This window comes from Rhodoferax sp. GW822-FHT02D07 (assembly GCF_058802405.1).
Genome location: NZ_JBXAOD010000001.1, coordinates 596,927 through 614,326, shown reverse-complemented (window position 1 = coordinate 614,326; position 17,400 = coordinate 596,927). Strand labels below are relative to the sequence as shown.

The following is a 17,400-nucleotide window of genomic DNA, read 5'->3' as shown; positions in this document are numbered from 1 at the left end:
GTCACAGACTCCTTAGGAACTCTTGCGCACGCGCAGGTACCACTCGCACAGCAGGCGGACCTGTTTGGCCGTGTAGCCCTTCTCAACCATGCGGGTCACAAAATCTTCGTGCTTCTTGGCGTCTTCGGCACTGGCCTTGGCGTTGAAGCTGATGACGGGCAGCAGCTCCTCGGTGTTGGAGAACATCTTCTTCTCTATCACCTGGCGCAGCTTCTCGTAGCTGGTCCAGGCCGGGTTCTTGCCCTGGTTGTTGGCGCGTGCGCGAAGCACGAAGTTGACAATCTCGTTGCGAAAGTCCTTGGGGTTGGCAATGCCCGCGGGCTTTTCGATCTTCTCCAGCTCGGCGTTGAGAGCGGCGCGGTCAAACACCTCGCCGGTGTCGGAGTCGCGGTACTCGTTGTCCTGGATCCAGTAGTCGGCGTAGATCACGTAGCGGTCAAAGATGTTCTGACCGTACTCGCTGTAGCTCTCCAGATAGGCAGTCTGAATCTCCTTCCCGATGAACTCCGCATACCGTGGCGCCAGCAGCTCCTTGATGAAGCCTGTGTATTTCTGCTCCAGCTCGCCGGGAAACTGCTCGCGCTCGATCTGCTGCTCCAGCACATACATAAGGTGCACCGGATTGGCGGCGACCTCGGCGCTGTCGAAGTTGAAGACCTTGGAGAGGATCTTGAACGCAAAGCGCGTGGACACGCCTGTCATGCCCTCGTCCATGCCCGCGTAGTCCCGGTACTCATGGTAGCTCTTGGCGCGTGGGTCGGTGTCCTTGAGGCTTTCGCCGTCGTAGACCTCCATCTTGCTGAACAGGCTGGAGTTCTCCGGTTCCTTCAGGCGCGTGAGCACGGCGAACTGGCTCATCATCTTGAGCGTTCCGGGTGCGCACTTGGCCTCACCCAAGGACGACTCGCGGATCAGCTTTTCATAGATCTTCACTTCCTCGCTCACGCGCAGGCAATACGGCACCTTGACGATGTAGATGCGGTCCAGAAAAGCCTCGTTGTGCTTGTTGTTGCGAAAGGCTTTCCATTCGCTCTCGTTGCTGTGCGCCAGCACCACGCCGTCGAACGGGATCGCACCAAAGCCCTCGGTACCCTTGAAATTACCTTCTTGCGTGGCCGTCAGCAGCGGGTGCAGTACCTTGATGGGCGCCTTGAACATTTCCACAAACTCCAGCAAACCCTGGTTGGCCAAGCACAGGCCGCCGGAGAAGCTGTAGGCGTCGGGGTCGTCCTGCGAAAAATTTTCCAGCTTGCGGATATCGACCTTGCCGACCAGCGAAGAAATGTCCTGGTTGTTTTCGTCCCCGGGCTCGGTCTTGGCCACACCAATCTGCTTGAGCGTGCTGGGGTAGCGCTTGACTACGCGGAATTTGCGGATGTCGCCGCCAAACTCGTCCAGACGCTTGACCGCCCAGGGCGACAGAATGCGCTGCAGGTAGCGGATGGGAATGCCGAAGTTGTCACGCAGCACGGGGCCGTCTTCACCCGCATCAAACAGGCCCAGCGGGCTTTCGTTCACGGGCGATCCCTTGATCGCATAGAAAGGCACCTGCTGCATGAGGTATTTGAGCCGCTCAGCCAGAGAGCTCTTGCCGCCGCCCACCGGGCCCAGCAGATACAGAATCTGTTTGCGTTCTTCCAGACCTTGCGCAGCGTGGCGGAAGTAGCTCACCACCTGCTCGATGGCGTCCTCCATGCCGTAGAACTCCGAGAAAGCCGGATAGACCTTGATGAGTTTGTTGGCAAAGATGCGCGAGAGGCGCGGCTCCTTGCGTGTGTCCACCAGCTCGGGCTCGCCGATGGCGTGCAGCATGCGCTCTGCCGCAGTGGCGTAGGCCAGCGGATTGCGTTTGCACTCCGCCAGATACTCGTCCAGGCTGAGCTCCTCTTCGCGGCTGCACGCGTAGCGGGCTACATAGTTACCAATCGCGTCCATAAGACCCCCTGCTAGTGATAACGACACAGGAACCTACAAACCAACTAACCTGCACTCACTCAAATTCAGTATATGCCTTGGGATACAACGCAGTCCAGTTAGTTCCGGGCTGACACGTTGCGCACAGGCCGCAAAAAGACAGGGGATCGTGCCGCTATTGCAGCACTCAGTTCTGTGTAGCGGTGTCCAGTGTTTCCAAACAGGCCAGCATGCCGGCGCGGCAACGCTCCATAAGGGCAGGCATATCAGCCAGCGTGAGCCCTGCAGTGGGGATGGGTGGCAGGGTCTTGATGACGATTCGGCCACTGCGCCAGCGGTTCAGACGCATGCCGGCCTTGTAGTTGCTACAGCACAAAGGGACGATGGGCACACCCGCATTGATGGCCATCTGGAAAGCCCCTTTTTTGAAGGGCAGCAGCCCCCGCCCCAGGTTGCGCGTGCCTTCCGGGAACACCCAGATGGAGGTGTCTTCGTTCAGCATCACGTCCGTAGTTCTCAGCATCGCCTGCTTGGCCTTGAAAGCATTGCCCCGGTCAATGAGAATGTTGCCGGCCTGCCAGTAGATCTGCCCGAAGATGGGAATCCATTTGAGGCTCTTCTTGCCCAGCGAAACAGTGCGTCGCGGAACGGCGCAGCCCAGCACAAACAGGTCCCAGTTGGACTGGTGGTTGGCCACGATGACGAAAGGGTTCGGTTGCGCCAACATATCCGCCGTGTCCAGCCTGACCTCAAGCCCCAGAATGCGCAGCGCCGGCGCGGAATACAGCCAGCCGCACAGCCGCGAGTTGTCTGGGTTGAAGGGGCGGGCCAGACAGATGACGAAGTTGATGGCCGAAGCCACCAGAAAATACCCACCCAGCACGGCGAGTCGGAGCACAAGAAGCATGTCGCAGACAAAATCCAGCAATGAAGCAGGGCAGTGTAGAGGAGCACAAGGCATGGCGCTCTTGCGGTGGGTCAACCGGTAATCCGCAAGCACCGGCCATGTTGTCCCAGCCCCTTTTCCATCCCGCCCGCCCCAGGCATCTCTGGGCCTTGCTGCTCTTGGCCGCCAATTGGCAGATCTGCAGCGCGCAAGACCGCCAGAATTGGTTCGAGGACCCGTTCTTCCAGGTGTCCAGCGCCGTCCCGCATTGCCCCTTGCCCGCCGGCCCCTTCATCACCGAGGCAGAAAAGCGCGCACAAAGCCATCACCGCGCAGAGCGCGGTACCACCTGCTGGCTGTCGGGCCAGTGCGACCAACCCAATGCCTACGCCAACGATCCGGCCATCGCTGAGGCCCTGAAGACCGCCTTGCAACGGCCGAGCATCACTGACAGATCCACGCTGTGGGTCACGGTGCAAGGCCGGGTGGTCTACTTGGAGGGCTGTGCCGCCGACCCCGCGCTGGCGCAGGAGCTGGAAGCGATTGCGCGCACCGTGCCACAGGTGCAGCAAGCCATCGCACTGCTCTATACGCGCCACGCAAAACGGGTGCCCTACAAGCTGCGCGACGCTCCCTAGGCACCGGTTTCAAGCCTTCTGGACACGGCGTGGTTTAGAATTCCGCCTAGTCAGGAGAGAGCTTCCCGCGCGGAAGCCGCCGAAGGCGCAGGACGGCTGATTGCAGCGGTCAGAACGCTCAGGCAAAAGGACTGACATCCGCTGGCGGCTTGGCCACCAGCGACACCCCACTGGAGAGAGGCTGCAGGCTTTGCAGTCCACCGAAGGAGCAAACCGCAGTCGGTGCACCGTGTTTCGCAACACCTTGCACGCAGGCCCGGCGAATCTCTCAGGTAAAGCGGACAGTAGGGGCAGCCCAGGGCACGGGTGCGGAATTTGCATCAGCCCCGGAAACCCAGTTGCCCCCAAGGAATTGCATGTCCGCCACCGACACCTCTTTGCTGACCACCCCGCTCAACGCCCTGCACATCGAACTCGGCGCCCGCATGGTGCCCTTTGCCGGCTACTCCATGCCCGTGCAATACCCCGTCGGCCTGATGGCCGAGCATCACCACACGCGCAATGCCGCCGGTCTGTTCGACGTCTCGCACATGGGCCAGCTGCGCCTGGTCGGCCCGGACGCTGCGGCAGCCTTCGAAACCCTGATGCCAGTGGACGTGATCGATCTGCCCGTTGGCAAGCAACGCTACGGCCTGCTACTGACCGACGAAGGCACCATCATTGACGACTTGATGTTTTTCAACAAGGGCAACAACGAGCTCTTCGTCATCGTCAACGGCGCCTGCAAGGTGGGCGACATTGCCCACATCCAGGCCAAAATCGGCAACCGTTGCCAGGTCGTCCCCCTGCCCGACTACGCGCTGCTGGCGCTGCAAGGCCCGCAAGCCGTCACCGCCCTCTCCCGCCTGGCGCCGGGTGTGGAAAAGCTGGTGTTCATGACCGGCGGCAACTTCACGGTCGACACCGGTACCCAGAAGATTGACGTGTTTTTGACCCGCAGCGGCTACACCGGCGAAGACGGGTTCGAGATCTCCGTCCACAACGATCACGCCGAGGCGCTGGCCCGCGCCCTGCTGGCCCAACCCGAAGTCAAGCCCATCGGCTTGGGCGCACGCAATTCCCTGCGTCTGGAAGCCGGGCTGTGCCTCTATGGCAATGACATCGACACCACCACCAATCCAGTGGAGGCCAGCCTGCTGTGGGCTATGCAGAAGGTGCGACGCGCCGGTGGTGCACGCGAGGGTGGCTTCCCGGGTGCTACAAAAATACTAGCTGCTCTCGCAGATTCCACGGGGGCTACAACCCAAAAAGGAACGAGAAAGCGCGTAGGACTGATCGCCTTGGAGCGCATTCCCGTGCGGGACCACACCGAGCTGCAAGACGGTGCAGGCAACAAAATTGGCGAAGTCACCAGCGGCCTGCTGGGCCCCACCATCGACAAACCCGTCGCCATGGGCTATGTGGACGCTGCCTGGGCGGCTATAGGCAGCAAGGTGGTGGCCATCGTGCGCGGCAAGCCCGTTCCCATGGAAGTCAGCGCCATGCCCTTTGTGCCCACGCGCTACTACCGTGGCTAAACACGGCTAATCCGTCGCCGGCAGCGGCTACAGTCGCTGTTGGCAGTGTCAGTTTTTGGTTTTTATTCACCGCATTTCACGTTTTCAGGAGTTCCCCATGACCATCAAATACACCCCCGACCACGAATGGCTCAAGATTGACGGCGACATCGCCACCGTCGGCATCACCCACCACGCGCAGGACGCGCTGGGCGACGTGGTGTTTGTGGACCTGCCCGAAGTGGGCGCCGCCATCGACGCCAAGGCCGTGGCCGGCGTGGTGGAGTCCGTCAAGGCCGCCGCCGACGTCTACATGCCCGTGACTGGCGAGATCACCGAAGTCAACGAAGCCCTGCGCGCCGACCCTGCTCTGGCCAACACCGACCCGCTGGGCGCCGGCTGGTTCTTCAAGGTCAAGCTGTCCAACGCCTCCGAGCTGGACGCTCTGATGGACGAGACCAGCTACAACGCATTCTCTGCAAGTTAAGACTTGTACGGGGCCGCAACCTCAGCGGCCCCGGTTTCGATTGCCCCGCCTGCCCTACCGAAGCTGAACACCATGCCCACGACCTCTGCCCCCACTCTCGCCCAGCTGGAAAACGCCAGCGAATTCCACGCACGCCACATCGGCATCGACGCGACCGACGAAGCGCTGATGCTCAAGGCCATCGGCGAGACCTCTCGCCGTACGCTGATCGACAGCATCGTGCCGCGTGCGATTGCGCGCTCCAGCCAAATGGCCATTCCCGCGGCCATCACCGAGGCGCAAGCGCTGGCCGAGATCAAGGTGCTGGCAGGCAAGAACAAGGTGCTCAAGAGCTTTATCGGCCAGGGCTACTACGGCACGCACACACCCGGCGTGATCCTGCGCAACATCCTGGAAAACCCCGCCTGGTACACGGCCTACACGCCCTACCAGGCCGAGATTTCGCAGGGCCGCATGGAAGCGCTGGTCAACTTCCAGACCATGGTCTGCGACCTGACCGGCATGCCCATGGCCAACGCCTCCATGTTGGACGAAGCCACCGCCGCCGCCGAAGCCATGACGCTGGCCAAGCGCTCGGTCAAAAGCAAGAGCAACATCTTTGTGGTGGCTGGCGACTGCCACCCGCAAACCATTGAAGTGATCCAGACCCGCGCCAAGCCGCTGGGCATCACCGTGCAACTGGCCAACTCGGCCGCCGAGTGGGAAGCTGCGCTGGCTGGCGACTACTTCGCCGTGCTGGCCCAGTACCCCGCCACCAGCGGCCGCATCGACGACCTGCGCGCCGATGTGGCACTGGTGCACGGCAAGCAAGCCGCCTTCATCGTGGCGGCCGACCTGCTGGCGCTCACACTGCTGACACCGCCCGGCGAATTTGACGCCGACATTGTGGTCGGCACCACCCAACGCTTTGGCATGCCGCTGTGCAACGGTGGCCCGCACGCCGCCTACATGGCTTGCCGCGACGAATACAAGCGCTCCCTGCCCGGCCGCATCGTCGGTGTCAGCATCGACACCCACGGCAATCCCGCCTACCGTCTGGCGCTACAGACGCGCGAGCAGCACATCCGCCGCGAAAAAGCCACCTCCAACATCTGTACCGCGCAGGTGTTGCCGGCCGTCATCGCCAGCATGTACGCCGTGTACCACGGCCCCGAAGGCCTGACACGCATCGCCCAGCGTGTGGCCAAGTTCACCGCCATTCTGGCCAAGGGTCTGGAGCAACTGGGAGCCCCGGTGCGCGCCCAGGCCACCTTTGACACGGTCACACTGAAGACTGACGGCGCTACCAAAACCATAGCTGCTCGCGCAGTTTCTGCGGGGGCTAACCTGCGGATTTACTTTGAAGACTACCTCTGCATCAGCCTGGACGAAACCACCACGCGTGACGATCTGGCTCTGGTCTGGAGCCTGTTTGCCAAAGACGGCCAGGCCCTGCCCAGCGTGGAAGCGTTGGAAGGCAGCGTGGACTCGCTGATCCCCGCAGCGCTGCGCCGCAAATCCAAGTTCCTGACCCACCCGGTGTTCAACACCCACCACAGTGAGACCGGCATGCTGCGCTACATCCGCGCACTGAGCGACAAGGACCTGGCGCTGGACCGCAGCATGATCCCGCTGGGTTCCTGCACCATGAAGCTCAACGCGACCAGCGAGATGATCCCCATCACCTGGCCCGAGTTTGCGAACATCCATCCCTTTGCCCCCGCCGACCAGCGCCTGGGCTACACCGAGCTGGACGCACAACTGCGCGCCTGGCTGTGCGCCGCCACGGGCTACGCCGGCATCAGCCTGCAGCCCAATGCGGGTTCGCAAGGTGAATATGCCGGCCTGCTGGCCATCCAGGCTTTCCACGCCAGCAAGGGCAACGCGCACCGCAACATCTGCCTGATCCCCAGCAGCGCGCATGGCACCAACCCGGCCAGCGCGCAGATGGTGGGCATGACCGTGGTGGTGACCAAGTGCGACGACATGGGCAATGTGGACCTGGACGACCTGCGCGCCAAATGCGAGCAGCACAGCGCCAACCTGGCCTGCGTGATGATCACCTACCCCAGCACGCACGGCGTGTTCGAAACGCAGGTGAAAGACCTGTGCGCCCTGGTGCACCAGCATGGCGGCCGCGTCTATGTGGACGGCGCCAACATGAACGCCCTGGTGGGTGTGGCTGCGCCCGGCGAGTTTGGCGGCGACGTGAGCCACCTGAACCTGCACAAGACCTTCTGCATTCCCCATGGCGGTGGCGGCCCCGGTGTCGGCCCCGTGTGCGTGGTTGAAGATCTGGTGCCCTTCCTGCCCGGTCACGCCACCGGCGGTGTGCCTGGCACCGGCGCGGTATCCGCGGCGCCCCTGGGCAATGCGGCCGTGCTGCCCATCAGCTGGATGTACTGCCGCATGATGGGCCCGGACGGCCTGCAGCACGCCACCGAAGCCGCCATCCTGGCCGCCAACTACATCAGCGCACGCCTGGCGGACCACTACCCCACGCTGTACGCATCGGCCAACGGCCATGTGGCGCACGAATGCATCTTGGACCTGCGCGGCTTCAAGGACACCTGCGGCGTGATGGCCGAAGACGTGGCCAAGCGTTTGATGGACTATGGCTTCCACGCGCCGACACTGAGCTTCCCGGTGCCCAACACGCTGATGGTGGAGCCCACCGAGAGCGAGACCCTGGCCGAGCTGGACCGCTTTATCAGCGCCATGATCGCCATCCGTGGCGAAATTGCACAAGTCGAAGCCGGAAGCTGGCCACAAGACAACAACCCCTTGAAGCATGCTCCCCATACCGCCGCCAGCTTGATGGGCGCCGAATGGAACCGCCCCTACAGCCGCGAAGTGGGCGCCTTCCCGGTGGCCAGCCTCAAGGCCGGCAAGTACTGGCCCAGCGTGGGCCGTGTGGACAACGTCTATGGTGACCGCAACCTGTTCTGCAGCTGCGTGCCGTTGACGGAATACGCGGAAAGCTAAGTTGGAAATATCAGGGCGGCACTGCATTGCGTGCAGCCACCCTGGCCAGGCCAGACCTGGCACCGTAGCGGGAGAGCCTGGTGCCGTCAAAAGCACCAGCGCCGAAGGAGCAACCACCCCGGAAACTCTCAGGCACCCAGGACCGCTGCGGTAGGGATCTCGAATCCCTGAGCACTCTGAAGAGCTGCTGCGGACAGTCCCGCGGCACACCGCAGGAGCAAGCCACGGGCCCAAAAGGCCTGCGGCGAATCTCTCAGGTCTCAAACAGAGGGGGTCGTCACCTGCACACGGTGTGTGGGTCGGCGACTTCTTTGTTTGCGACTGTTCTTGAAGAGAGTGCTTTATGAAACACATAGCCATCATCGGCGGCGGCATCACCGGCGTCACCAGCGCCTACACCCTGGCCCAGGCCGGCTACCAGGTCACCCTGATCGAGAAGAACCGCTATGCGGGCATGGAAACGTCCTATGCCAACGGCGGCCAGCTGTCGGCCTCCAACGCCGAGGTCTGGACCCACCCCAGCACCCTGGTCAAAGGGCTGAAGTGGATGTTCAAGAACGACGCGCCCCTGCTCATGAACCCCAAGCCCAGCTGGCACAAGCTGCGCTGGATGGCCGAGTTTGTGGCCGCCATACCCAAGTACCGCGACAACACCGAGGCCACTACACGCCTGGCCATTGCAGCGCGTGAGCACCTGTTTGGCTGGGCGGAGAAGGAAGGCATTGACTTCGACCACAAGCGCAAAGGCATCCTGCACATTTACCGCAACAAGGCGAGCTTCGAACACGCGGGCAAGGTCTCCACGCTGCTGGCCGCAGGCGGCCTCACGCGCCGTGCCGTTACACCCGAGGAAATGCGCACCATCGAGCCCACGCTGCAAGGCCAGTACTTTGGCGGCTACTACACCGAGAGCGATTCCACTGGCGACATTCACAAGTACACCCAGGGGCTGGCCCAGGCCTGCGTGCGGCATGGCGTGAAGTTCCTTTACGGCCATGAAGTGCAAAGCGCCTATGCCGATGGCCACAGCGCCCAGCTCACGCTGCGTCACGCCGATGGCGTGGAGACCCGCGTGTTCGACGGCCTGGTGGTCTGCGCCGGGGTGTATGGACGTGGCATTGCCGCGCAACTGGGGGACAGCCTGAACGTCTACCCGGTCAAGGGCTACTCGATCACCGTGCACATGACGGACGAGGCCAGCCAGCAAGCCGCGCCACAGGTGAGCCTGTTGGACGACGAAACCAAGCTGGTCACCAGCCGCTTGGGGCAAGACCGTTTCCGCGTGGCGGGCACGGCCGAGTTCAACGGCATCAACCACGACATCCGCGCCGACCGCATCCGCCCGCTGGTGAACTGGGTGAACCAGTGCTTCCCTGGCGTGAGCACGCGCCGCGCTGAGCCCTGGGCCGGCCTGCGCCCCATGATGCCCAACATGCTGCCACGCGTGGGCCGCGGCCGCCGCGCCAACGTGTTCTACAACACCGGCCACGGCCACCTGGGCTGGACGCTCTCCGCCATCACCGCACACCAGCTGGCGGGCCATGTGCAACAGCACTTGGCAGCCTGACGCAATCGTTTCACACTCACCGCAATAGGAGCCCCCATGGCAGTCTCTGTATTTGACCTGTTCAAGATCGGCATCGGCCCCAGCAGCTCCCACACCGTGGGGCCCATGCGGGCGGCGCGGCAGTTTGTGGGGCGTCTGCAGCACAGCGGGCTGCTGGCGCAGACCACCACGGTGCGATGCTGGCTGCATGGCTCGCTGGGCGCCACCGGCAAGGGCCACGCCAGCGATGTGGCGGTGCTGCTAGGTCTGTGCGGACACGAACCCGACACGGTAGAGGTGGAACAGATTGCGCCCACGCTGGCACAGATCCGCGCCGGCAAGCGCATTACGCTGGGCGGCGAGCATGCGATTGACTTCCAAGAGAAGGACGACCTGCTCTTCATGCGCGCGCCCCTGCCCTTCCACGCCAATGGCATGCGCTTTGTGGCGCTGGACGCGGCGGGCAATCAACTGTCCGAGCGCATCTACTACTCGGTGGGCGGCGGTTTCATCGTCAGTGACGAGGTGGCGGCCGATGGCACGCGGCAGAAAGTGATTGCGCCCGATGCCACCGTGCTGCCCCTGCCCTTCACCAGCGGCGAGCAACTGCTGCAGCTCACCGGGCAGCATGGCCTCAGCATTGCGCAAGTGATGCGCCGCAACGAACAGCACTGGCGCAGCGACGCCGAGATCGACGCAGGCCTGCTACGCATCTGGCAGGTGATGCAGGCCTGCGTACAGCGCGGCTGCGCCACCGAGGGCGTGCTGCCCGGTGGTTTCAAGGTCAAGCGCCGCGCCAAGGCGCTGCGCGATGCGCTCGTCGCCAAGCCCGAGGAAGCCCTGCGCGACCCGCTGCAGGTGCTGGACTGGGTCAACCTCTACGCCCTGGCGGTGAACGAGGAAAACGCCGCTGGCGGCCGCGTGGTCACCGCGCCCACCAATGGCGCGGCCGGCATCATCCCCGCCGTGCTGCACTACTACACGCGCTTTGTTCCGGGAGCCAACGACGCGGGCGTCATCGACTTCCTGCTCACCGCCGCTGCCATCGGCATCCTCTACAAGGAGAACGCCAGTATCAGCGGCGCCGAGGTCGGCTGCCAGGGCGAGGTGGGCGTGGCCTGCAGCATGGCCGCTGCCGCGCTATGCGCTGTGATGGGCGGCACGCCGCAACAGGTGGAAAACGCGGCCGAGATCGGCATGGAGCACCACCTGGGCCTGACCTGCGACCCGGTGGGCGGCTTGGTGCAGATCCCCTGCATCGAACGCAACGCCATCGCCTCCGTCAAGGCCATCAACGCCGCCCGCATGGCCCTGCGCGGCGACGGCAGCCACTTCGTCAGCCTGGACAAGGTCATCAAGACCATGCGCGAAACCGGCGCCGACATGAAGACCAAGTACAAGGAAACGGCGCGCGGCGGGCTGGCGGTCAACATTGTGGAGTGCTGAGCCAATTATCATGGCCGCATGACCTTCCCCCGCTTCGCCAACAGCATTGCGACTCGCATTATTTTCTTTGGCATTTGTCTTCTGGTCGTTGGCAATCTGGCGCGTTACCTGGCCCTGACCAGCTACCTGCGGGAAGACATCACCGCAGTGATGTCCACGCAGCAGCTCACCCTGGCCAACTATGTGGCCCGCGAAGTGGACCAGAAGGTGCTTGAACGACGGAACATGTTGATCCAGATGGCCAGTACGCTGCCACTGGACTTGCTGCAGCGCCCTGCGGCCCTGCAAGCCTGGCTGGCAATGCGTCAGCAGTATCAGCCGCTGTTCTCGCATGGTTTTGTCGCCTACACGCCTGGCGGCAAGGTACTGGCCAGTTCAACTGCCCCCGACAACACGATGCTGCAAGGCAGTGGAAAGACGGATCTGTTCGAGGCCGTGCGATTCGGCGCTTGGACCGTGGGACACCCCATACGCAACGCCGGCGACCAAGATGCCGTCCTCCCGATGTCGGCCCCGGTCAAGGACGCCTCGGGCAAGGTACGCGCCGTGCTGATGGGTGTGACTGCGCTGGCGGCTCCGGGGTTTCTCTCGTTCACGGATCAGGACCGTATTGGCAAACAGGGAGGCTTTTTGTTGATCTCCCCGCGCGACAAGCAGTTCATCGCGTCCACCGTGCCCGGCATGGTGCTCAAGCCCACGCCACAGACCGGCGCCAACCTTTTGCATGACCGGGCCATGCAGGGCTACCGGGGCACGGGCACGACCGTCAACGCGTTTGGGGTGGAAGAAATATCGGCCATAGCCTCCGTGCCCAGCACCGGCTGGTTTGTGGTGGCCCGCCTGCCCACCACGGAGGCCCTGTCCGTCCTTGCGCGTACCAAGCAATTCATGGCATTGCACGGTGGTCTGGCGCTTCTACTCTTCATTGCGGTTGCCAGCACTTTGCTGTACTACGCCCTGCGGCCCCTGCTGCGGGCAGCCCAGGAAGCCGACCGCATGACCCGCGGTGAGGTGCCGCTGGCCCCGCTTGCGGTGGCGCGACATGACGAGGTGGGGCATTTGACAGAGGCCTTCAACCGCCTGCTGGCCAAGTTGCAGAGCAGCCAGTCTCACATGGTGCACATGGCCCACCACGATGTGCTGACCGACTTGCCCAACCGCGCGCTCCTGGCCGACAGGCTTGTCCAGGCCTTGGCCCGTGCGCACCGCAATGGCGGCCGCGTGGCATTTTTGTGTATTGACCTGGACCGTTTCAAGCCCATCAATGACCAACAGGGGCACGCCGCAGGCGACCAGGCATTGGTGGAAGTGGCACGGCGCCTGAACGCGACGGTGCGGGAGTCCGATACCCTGGCACGCATCGGTGGCGATGAATTTGCGGTACTGCTGGCAGACCTGGATGCGGACCCGGAAATCGCGCGACAAGCGGCCATCTCGGTCGCTACGAAATGCCTGGCCACCATTGCACTGCCCATGACCCTGGAGGGGCAGACCCACATACTGGGTGCCTCCATTGGCATTGCGCTCGGTGATGGCACGGCGTCGCCCCACCCCCTGCAACTGGCCGCCGACCATGCCATGTACCAGGCCAAACAGGCCGGTGGGCAGCGCTACCTGGTGGCTGCATCGCTGTAGCTTTGTTACAACCATTCCTGCACACAAGCGCTACCATGCGCTTTCTTCAGGGATGGAGGGCTGCATGCCATGAAAAGACGCCTGTTCACTGCGCTGTCTGTGACCTGTCTGGTCCCGCGTGTGCATGCGCAAGCGGTTTACCGCATCGCCTGCAACGAGGCCACCGCGTCCTTGGTGCCACTGGTGCGCGCTGTCTATGCCGAGCTGGGAATCACACCCGTCTTTGAGTTGTTGCCGTCCGAACGGGCGATTGTGGAGGCCAATGCGGGCCGCTTTGATGCCGACGTGATGCGCGTCGAGGGGGTGGAGAAGATGTACCCCAATCTGCTCTGCACCACCGAGCCCATACGCCGTACCGAACTCTTTGCCTATGTGAAGCGGGGCTCAGGCCTGGGCTTCAAAGGCGTGGACGAACTCAAGCAGCGTGCCTTGGGTTTCACGCGGGGCTCCAAGCTGGCGGAGGAATTCGTGCAGGCACGTGGCTGGCAGGCCACGGCGGCCAACTCTGCGGACACCCTGCTCAAGATGCTGGCTGCAGACCGCTTTGAGGTGGCCCTGGTCACCAGTACCCAGCTGCTGCCGCAAAACGGGCTGCAACTGGAGGGCGTGGAGCGCGTGGGGCCGGTGCTTACAAACAGCTATTCCTACCATGTACTGCACCGGCGCAACGCAGAGCTGGCGCCTCGCTTTGACGCGGTGCTCAAAGCCATGAAGGCCGACGGGCGCTTTCAGAAGCTGCTGAACGCGCCGGAATCCGCCCTCAAACCTTGAACTGATCCACAGCCTTCTGCAAGTCGCTGACGCGCTCGCTCATGGCCGTGGCGGCAGAGGCCGCGTGGCCCACTTGCTGCGTGTTGTGGCTGGTTTCGGCCTGCATCTGCACCACGGCCTGCGCGACCTGCTGCACGCTCTGGCTTTGCTGCAGCGAAGCGGCAGAGATTTCACCCAGGATGTCCGTCACCTGGCGCACCGCGCCCACGATGTCCTGCATGGTGTTGCCGGCACGGCCCACCAACTGCGAGCCGCTCTCCACCTGCTGGGCGGAATGGCTGATGAGTTCGCGGATTTCCTTGGCGGCCTCGGCGCTGCGCCCGGCCAGGCTGCGCACTTCGCTGGCCACCACGGCAAAGCCGCGGCCCTGCTCGCCAGCACGGGCCGCTTCCACGGCCGCGTTCAGCGCCAGGATGTTGGTCTGGAACGAGATGCCTTCGATCACGGCAATGATATCCACCACCTTGCGCGAACTGTCGGTAATGGCGTGCATGGTGTGCACCACCTCATCCACCACCTGGCCGCCACGCTGAGCGATGTCGGACGCATTGACGGCCAGGGTGCTGGCGCTTTGGGCGCGCTGGGCATTTTCCTGCACGGTGGAGGTGAGTTCCGACATGCTGGTGGCGGTGGAGCTCAGGGCGTCCGACTGCATACGGGTGTGTTGCAGCAAGTCGTTGCTGCTCTGCACAATGTCCTGGGACGACGCCCCTAGCGGCTCCGTACTCTCCTTGATCTGGGTGACCAGATCGGTCAAGGTGTCTTCCATGGTGCCCATGGCGTCGAGCAATCGCCCGAATTCGCCACCACGGGAGTTCTCGAAATCGTGGCTCAAATCGCCCGAGGCCACAGTCTCCGCAATCAGGATGGCATCGGCCAGCGGCGCTGAAATGCTGCGCACCTGGTTGAGCGTGGACACGATACCCACCACCACCGCCGCCACGGCCAGCACCACCATGGTGGTCTGGGCTTCCGACACGACCGTCTCGAACTGGCGAGCCTGCGCGGCGACCCGGCCCAGGGCACTATGCCCCGTGAACAACACCCCCAGCAGCAGCAGGAGAACGATGGAAGAGGTCAGACACAAACGCGTGGCGACCGACATGGATTTGAAGAACTGCATACGCATCCCGGGGTAGAGATTGATGGAGCGCTGGTACGCTGGCCCGAACCAGTGTAGCCCAGCCCGCCCTCGGGACAAACCCTCAATAACCCCGGCTACCCGGCTCTTTTCCGACGCAGATAGCTATCAAAATAATAGCTACTTGCGCATATTCCATGGGGGCTAAAGGCCTAAAACGCACTTGAAAAACAAAGCCCCTGCAATTTAGTGACGCGAAGCTGACGCCGCCGGCACCACCAGCTCCATCACATGCGCCGTCATGGACTTGGCCAGCTCGGTTTCCCCCACGAACACCGTACCCGCTCCGTCCTGCTCCAGGCGCTCGGCTTCTTCGGCGTTGTGGCTGCGCACCACGACATGGATGTCGGGGTTCAGCGCACGGGCCGTCTCCACCATGCCGCGCACTTGCACCGTGTCGGGCGTGGCGATGACCAGTGCGTGCGCGTCGCGGATATGGGCCTGGATGAGCACTGCGGGCTCGGTGGCGTCGCCCCAAACAGCGGGAATGCCCTTGGTCCGCAGGGACTCGACCGACTCGCGGTTGGACTCGGCCACCACAAAGGGCACGCCTTGCTTGGTCAGGGCGCGGGCAATTAGCTTGCCCACGCGGCCCCAACCGACGATGACCACCTGGTTGGCCAGGTACTTGGCCTCGGTACTCATGGGCAGCTCGGCCAGCGGGTTGGAAGCCAGCTCCAACCGCGCCGCCAGCTTCGGGTGGCGTTGCAACCATTGCAACAAGGGCTGCACCGTGCCAAACACCACGGGGTTGAGCGCAATGGAGATCAGCGCGCCGGCCAGGATCAGGCTGTTGCCCTCCTTGGGCAGCAGGTCCAACGCCATGCCCAGGCCGGCCAGGATGAAGGAGAACTCCCCCACCTGCGCCAGGCTGGCCGCCACCACCAACGCCGTGCGCGCCGGGTACCCCAGGGCCAGTACCAGCAGCGCGGCCGCCAGCGTCTTGCCAAACACGATGACGGCCACGGTGGCCAATACATGCAGCGGTTCTTCGACCAGCACCATGGGGTCGAACAACATGCCCACCGACACGAAGAACAACACCGCAAACGCGTCTTGCAACGGCAGCGTCTGCTCGGCCGCGCGCGCACTGAATTCCGACTCGCGCATCACCATGCCGGCAAAGAAAGCCCCCAGCGCGAAGGACACGCCGAACAATGCTGCCGAGCCATAGGCAATGCTCACCGCAGCCGCCACCACGCACAGCGTGAACAGCTCGCGCGAACCGGTCTTGGTCACCTGCCAGAGGATCCACGGGAACAGGCGCCGCCCCACCACCAGCATGAAGGCGACAAAACCACCCACCTGGGCCAGGGTAATCAGGATGGTCATGGTGGTGCTACGTTCGGAGGTGGATGCGGCACCGCCCAGCGAAGGGGCCAGCGCTGGCAAGAGCACCAGCACCAGCACCATGGCCAGGTCTTCCACCACCAGCCAGCCGATGGCGATGCGGCCATCGGCTGCGTCGGTCAGGCCTTGGCTTTCCAGCGCCTTGAGCAGCACCACCGTACTGGCCACCGACAGCGAAATGCCAAACACCAGCGCCGCTCCGATGGACCAGCCCCAGAACAGCGCCACGCCCGCACCCAGCGCCGTGGCGACCAGAATCTGCACGATGGCGCCGGGCAGCGCGATCTTGCGCACGGCCATGAGGTCGTCGATGGAGAAGTGCAGGCCCACACCGAACATCAGCAACATCACGCCCACCTCGGCCAGTTGCGAAGCAATCTGCGCGTCGGCCACAAAGCCCGGCGTGGCCGGACCGATCACGATGCCGGCCAGCAGGTAGCCCACCAGGGCCGGCAGCTTGAGGCGGGCAGCCACAAAACCCAGCACCAGCGCCAGCCCGAAACCGGCGGCCAAGGTGGTAATCAAACTAATCGAGTGGTGCACGGCAGGACTCCTGTCTCAGGGCGCGGCGCGGGGGCGAGCGGGAGTGCCGTGCTGGCGTACATACTCTTCCACCGCCAGTTTGGTAATGCGGCGGTGGCCGCCCTCGGAACGGGTGACCTCACCCAGCTTGCCCTGGTCACAGAGCATGGAGACATAGGGCCGGCTCATGCCCAGTTGGGCGGCCACTTCGGCAGTGGTAAGCAAATCGCCTGCATGTTCGCCCCGGCGATGAGCAGCCTGCGCCTGTGCGCCGCCTGCCGTCACCTCCAGCATGGCCAGGGCGCTGATCAACTCCATGCGCTGGCTGCGGCCCTGGGCAGAGGCATCGCTCAGGGCGGTGGCCATGCCGTAGGCCGCGACCTCGGCCAGGCGCTCGCACACCGTGGTCTGCAAGGCCTGGGCGCTCCCGTCGGGCTCGCGCACCCACAACTCCTGCCCCGCCACCCGGAGCACCCGGCCCTGCGCACCGTCTTCCACCTCCACATGCTGCGCGAACGTGGTTTTGAACTGTTCAAACAGGCCGTCCAGTGCGGGCAGCCGGTAGGGCGCGGCGGGGGTGGCAACAGAGGCAAGCATGGCGATT

Annotated in this window: 13 protein-coding genes and 4 riboswitches; of the genes, 8 read left to right on the top strand and 5 right to left on the bottom strand. The window is 63.6% G+C overall.

The window, feature by feature from the left end; all coding sequences use genetic code 11:
* Window positions 1-12 precede the first annotated feature (12 nt).
* Together AC1RNN_RS02940 and AC1RNN_RS02935 are read right to left on the bottom strand one after the other, a co-directional pair.
* Complete coding sequence (locus AC1RNN_RS02940; RefSeq protein WP_493086118.1) at window positions 13-1,935, bottom strand: PrkA family serine protein kinase; 1,923 nt, start codon at window positions 1,933-1,935, stop codon at window positions 13-15.
* Between the two features lie 166 nt (window positions 1,936-2,101).
* Complete coding sequence (locus AC1RNN_RS02935) at window positions 2,102-2,821, bottom strand: lysophospholipid acyltransferase family protein (RefSeq protein ID WP_493086119.1); 720 nt, start codon at window positions 2,819-2,821, stop codon at window positions 2,102-2,104.
* Between the two features lie 98 nt (window positions 2,822-2,919).
* Between AC1RNN_RS02935 and AC1RNN_RS02930 the strand changes: the two genes are divergently transcribed.
* The 8 genes from AC1RNN_RS02930 to AC1RNN_RS02895 all read left to right on the top strand — a co-directional run bounded on the left by AC1RNN_RS02930 (window position 2,920) and on the right by AC1RNN_RS02895 (window position 13,783).
* Window positions 2,920-3,438 carry a BON domain-containing protein gene (locus AC1RNN_RS02930; protein ID WP_493086121.1) on the top strand — a complete coding sequence of 173 codons (519 nt, stop codon included), beginning with the start codon at window positions 2,920-2,922 and terminating at the stop codon, window positions 3,436-3,438.
* A 41-nt stretch (window positions 3,439-3,479) separates the two neighbouring features.
* A riboswitch (glycine riboswitch) is annotated at window positions 3,480-3,582 on the top strand.
* Between the two features lie 16 nt (window positions 3,583-3,598).
* Window positions 3,599-3,733, top strand: a riboswitch (glycine riboswitch).
* 61 nt (window positions 3,734-3,794) lie between these two features.
* Window positions 3,795-4,955 carry a glycine cleavage system aminomethyltransferase GcvT gene (gene gcvT / locus AC1RNN_RS02925; RefSeq protein ID WP_493086123.1) on the top strand — a complete coding sequence of 387 codons (1,161 nt, stop codon included), beginning with the start codon at window positions 3,795-3,797 and terminating at the stop codon, window positions 4,953-4,955.
* 97 nt (window positions 4,956-5,052) lie between these two features.
* Complete coding sequence (gcvH, locus tag AC1RNN_RS02920; protein ID WP_493086125.1) at window positions 5,053-5,421, top strand: glycine cleavage system protein GcvH; 369 nt, start codon at window positions 5,053-5,055, stop codon at window positions 5,419-5,421.
* 72 nt (window positions 5,422-5,493) lie between these two features.
* Window positions 5,494-8,385, top strand: coding sequence for an aminomethyl-transferring glycine dehydrogenase (gcvP, locus tag AC1RNN_RS02915; protein WP_493086127.1), 2,892 nt, complete (start codon window positions 5,494-5,496; stop codon window positions 8,383-8,385).
* Between the two features lie 58 nt (window positions 8,386-8,443).
* A riboswitch (glycine riboswitch) is annotated at window positions 8,444-8,540 on the top strand.
* A gap of 11 nt (window positions 8,541-8,551) precedes the next feature.
* Window positions 8,552-8,663: riboswitch (glycine riboswitch) on the top strand.
* Window positions 8,664-8,728: 65 nt separating this feature from the next.
* Window positions 8,729-9,952: a D-amino acid dehydrogenase gene (locus AC1RNN_RS02910; protein WP_493086129.1), complete on the top strand. Its 1,224-nt coding sequence runs from the start codon at window positions 8,729-8,731 to the stop codon at window positions 9,950-9,952.
* 36 nt (window positions 9,953-9,988) lie between these two features.
* Window positions 9,989-11,377 (top strand): L-serine ammonia-lyase, encoded by a 1,389-nt coding sequence (locus AC1RNN_RS02905; protein ID WP_493086130.1) that lies wholly within the window; start codon window positions 9,989-9,991, stop codon window positions 11,375-11,377.
* 18 nt (window positions 11,378-11,395) lie between these two features.
* Window positions 11,396-13,012, top strand: coding sequence for a bifunctional diguanylate cyclase/phosphodiesterase (locus tag AC1RNN_RS02900; protein ID WP_493086132.1), 1,617 nt, complete (start codon window positions 11,396-11,398; stop codon window positions 13,010-13,012).
* 69 nt (window positions 13,013-13,081) lie between these two features.
* Entirely contained in the window at window positions 13,082-13,783 is a 702-nt protein-coding gene (locus tag AC1RNN_RS02895; protein WP_493086134.1) for a substrate-binding periplasmic protein, read from the top strand.
* Here the strand turns inward: AC1RNN_RS02895 and AC1RNN_RS02890 are convergent.
* The 3 genes from AC1RNN_RS02890 to AC1RNN_RS02880 all read right to left on the bottom strand — a co-directional run bounded on the left by AC1RNN_RS02890 (window position 13,773) and on the right by AC1RNN_RS02880 (window position 17,393).
* Window positions 13,773-14,906, bottom strand: coding sequence for a methyl-accepting chemotaxis protein (locus AC1RNN_RS02890; RefSeq protein ID WP_493086136.1), 1,134 nt, complete (start codon window positions 14,904-14,906; stop codon window positions 13,773-13,775). The genes AC1RNN_RS02895 and AC1RNN_RS02890 overlap by 11 nt on opposite strands.
* Window positions 14,907-15,110: 204 nt before the next feature.
* Window positions 15,111-16,817, bottom strand: a complete 1,707-nt coding sequence (locus AC1RNN_RS02885; protein ID WP_493086138.1) for a cation:proton antiporter domain-containing protein — start codon at window positions 16,815-16,817, stop codon at window positions 15,111-15,113.
* Window positions 16,818-16,832: 15 nt separating this feature from the next.
* Complete coding sequence (locus AC1RNN_RS02880; protein ID WP_493086140.1) at window positions 16,833-17,393, bottom strand: helix-turn-helix domain-containing protein; 561 nt, start codon at window positions 17,391-17,393, stop codon at window positions 16,833-16,835.
* Window positions 17,394-17,400 lie beyond the last annotated feature (7 nt).

Bases quoted from the DNA above. Each gene is read 5' to 3' on its own strand.
- AC1RNN_RS02940 (WP_493086118.1), bottom strand. From the start codon at position 1,935: ATGGACGCGATTGGTAACTATGTAGCCCGCTACGCGTGCAGCCGCGAA.
- AC1RNN_RS02935 (WP_493086119.1), bottom strand. From the start codon at position 2,821: ATGCTTCTTGTGCTCCGACTCGCCGTGCTGGGTGGGTATTTTCTGGTG.
- AC1RNN_RS02930 (WP_493086121.1), top strand. From the start codon at position 2,920: ATGTTGTCCCAGCCCCTTTTCCATCCCGCCCGCCCCAGGCATCTCTGG.
- gcvT (WP_493086123.1), top strand. From the start codon at position 3,795: ATGTCCGCCACCGACACCTCTTTGCTGACCACCCCGCTCAACGCCCTG.
- gcvH (WP_493086125.1), top strand. From the start codon at position 5,053: ATGACCATCAAATACACCCCCGACCACGAATGGCTCAAGATTGACGGC.
- gcvP (WP_493086127.1), top strand. From the start codon at position 5,494: ATGCCCACGACCTCTGCCCCCACTCTCGCCCAGCTGGAAAACGCCAGC.
- AC1RNN_RS02910 (WP_493086129.1), top strand. From the start codon at position 8,729: ATGAAACACATAGCCATCATCGGCGGCGGCATCACCGGCGTCACCAGC.
- AC1RNN_RS02905 (WP_493086130.1), top strand. From the start codon at position 9,989: ATGGCAGTCTCTGTATTTGACCTGTTCAAGATCGGCATCGGCCCCAGC.
- AC1RNN_RS02900 (WP_493086132.1), top strand. From the start codon at position 11,396: ATGACCTTCCCCCGCTTCGCCAACAGCATTGCGACTCGCATTATTTTC.
- AC1RNN_RS02895 (WP_493086134.1), top strand. From the start codon at position 13,082: ATGAAAAGACGCCTGTTCACTGCGCTGTCTGTGACCTGTCTGGTCCCG.
- AC1RNN_RS02890 (WP_493086136.1), bottom strand. From the start codon at position 14,906: ATGCAGTTCTTCAAATCCATGTCGGTCGCCACGCGTTTGTGTCTGACC.
- AC1RNN_RS02880 (WP_493086140.1), bottom strand. From the start codon at position 17,393: ATGCTTGCCTCTGTTGCCACCCCCGCCGCGCCCTACCGGCTGCCCGCA.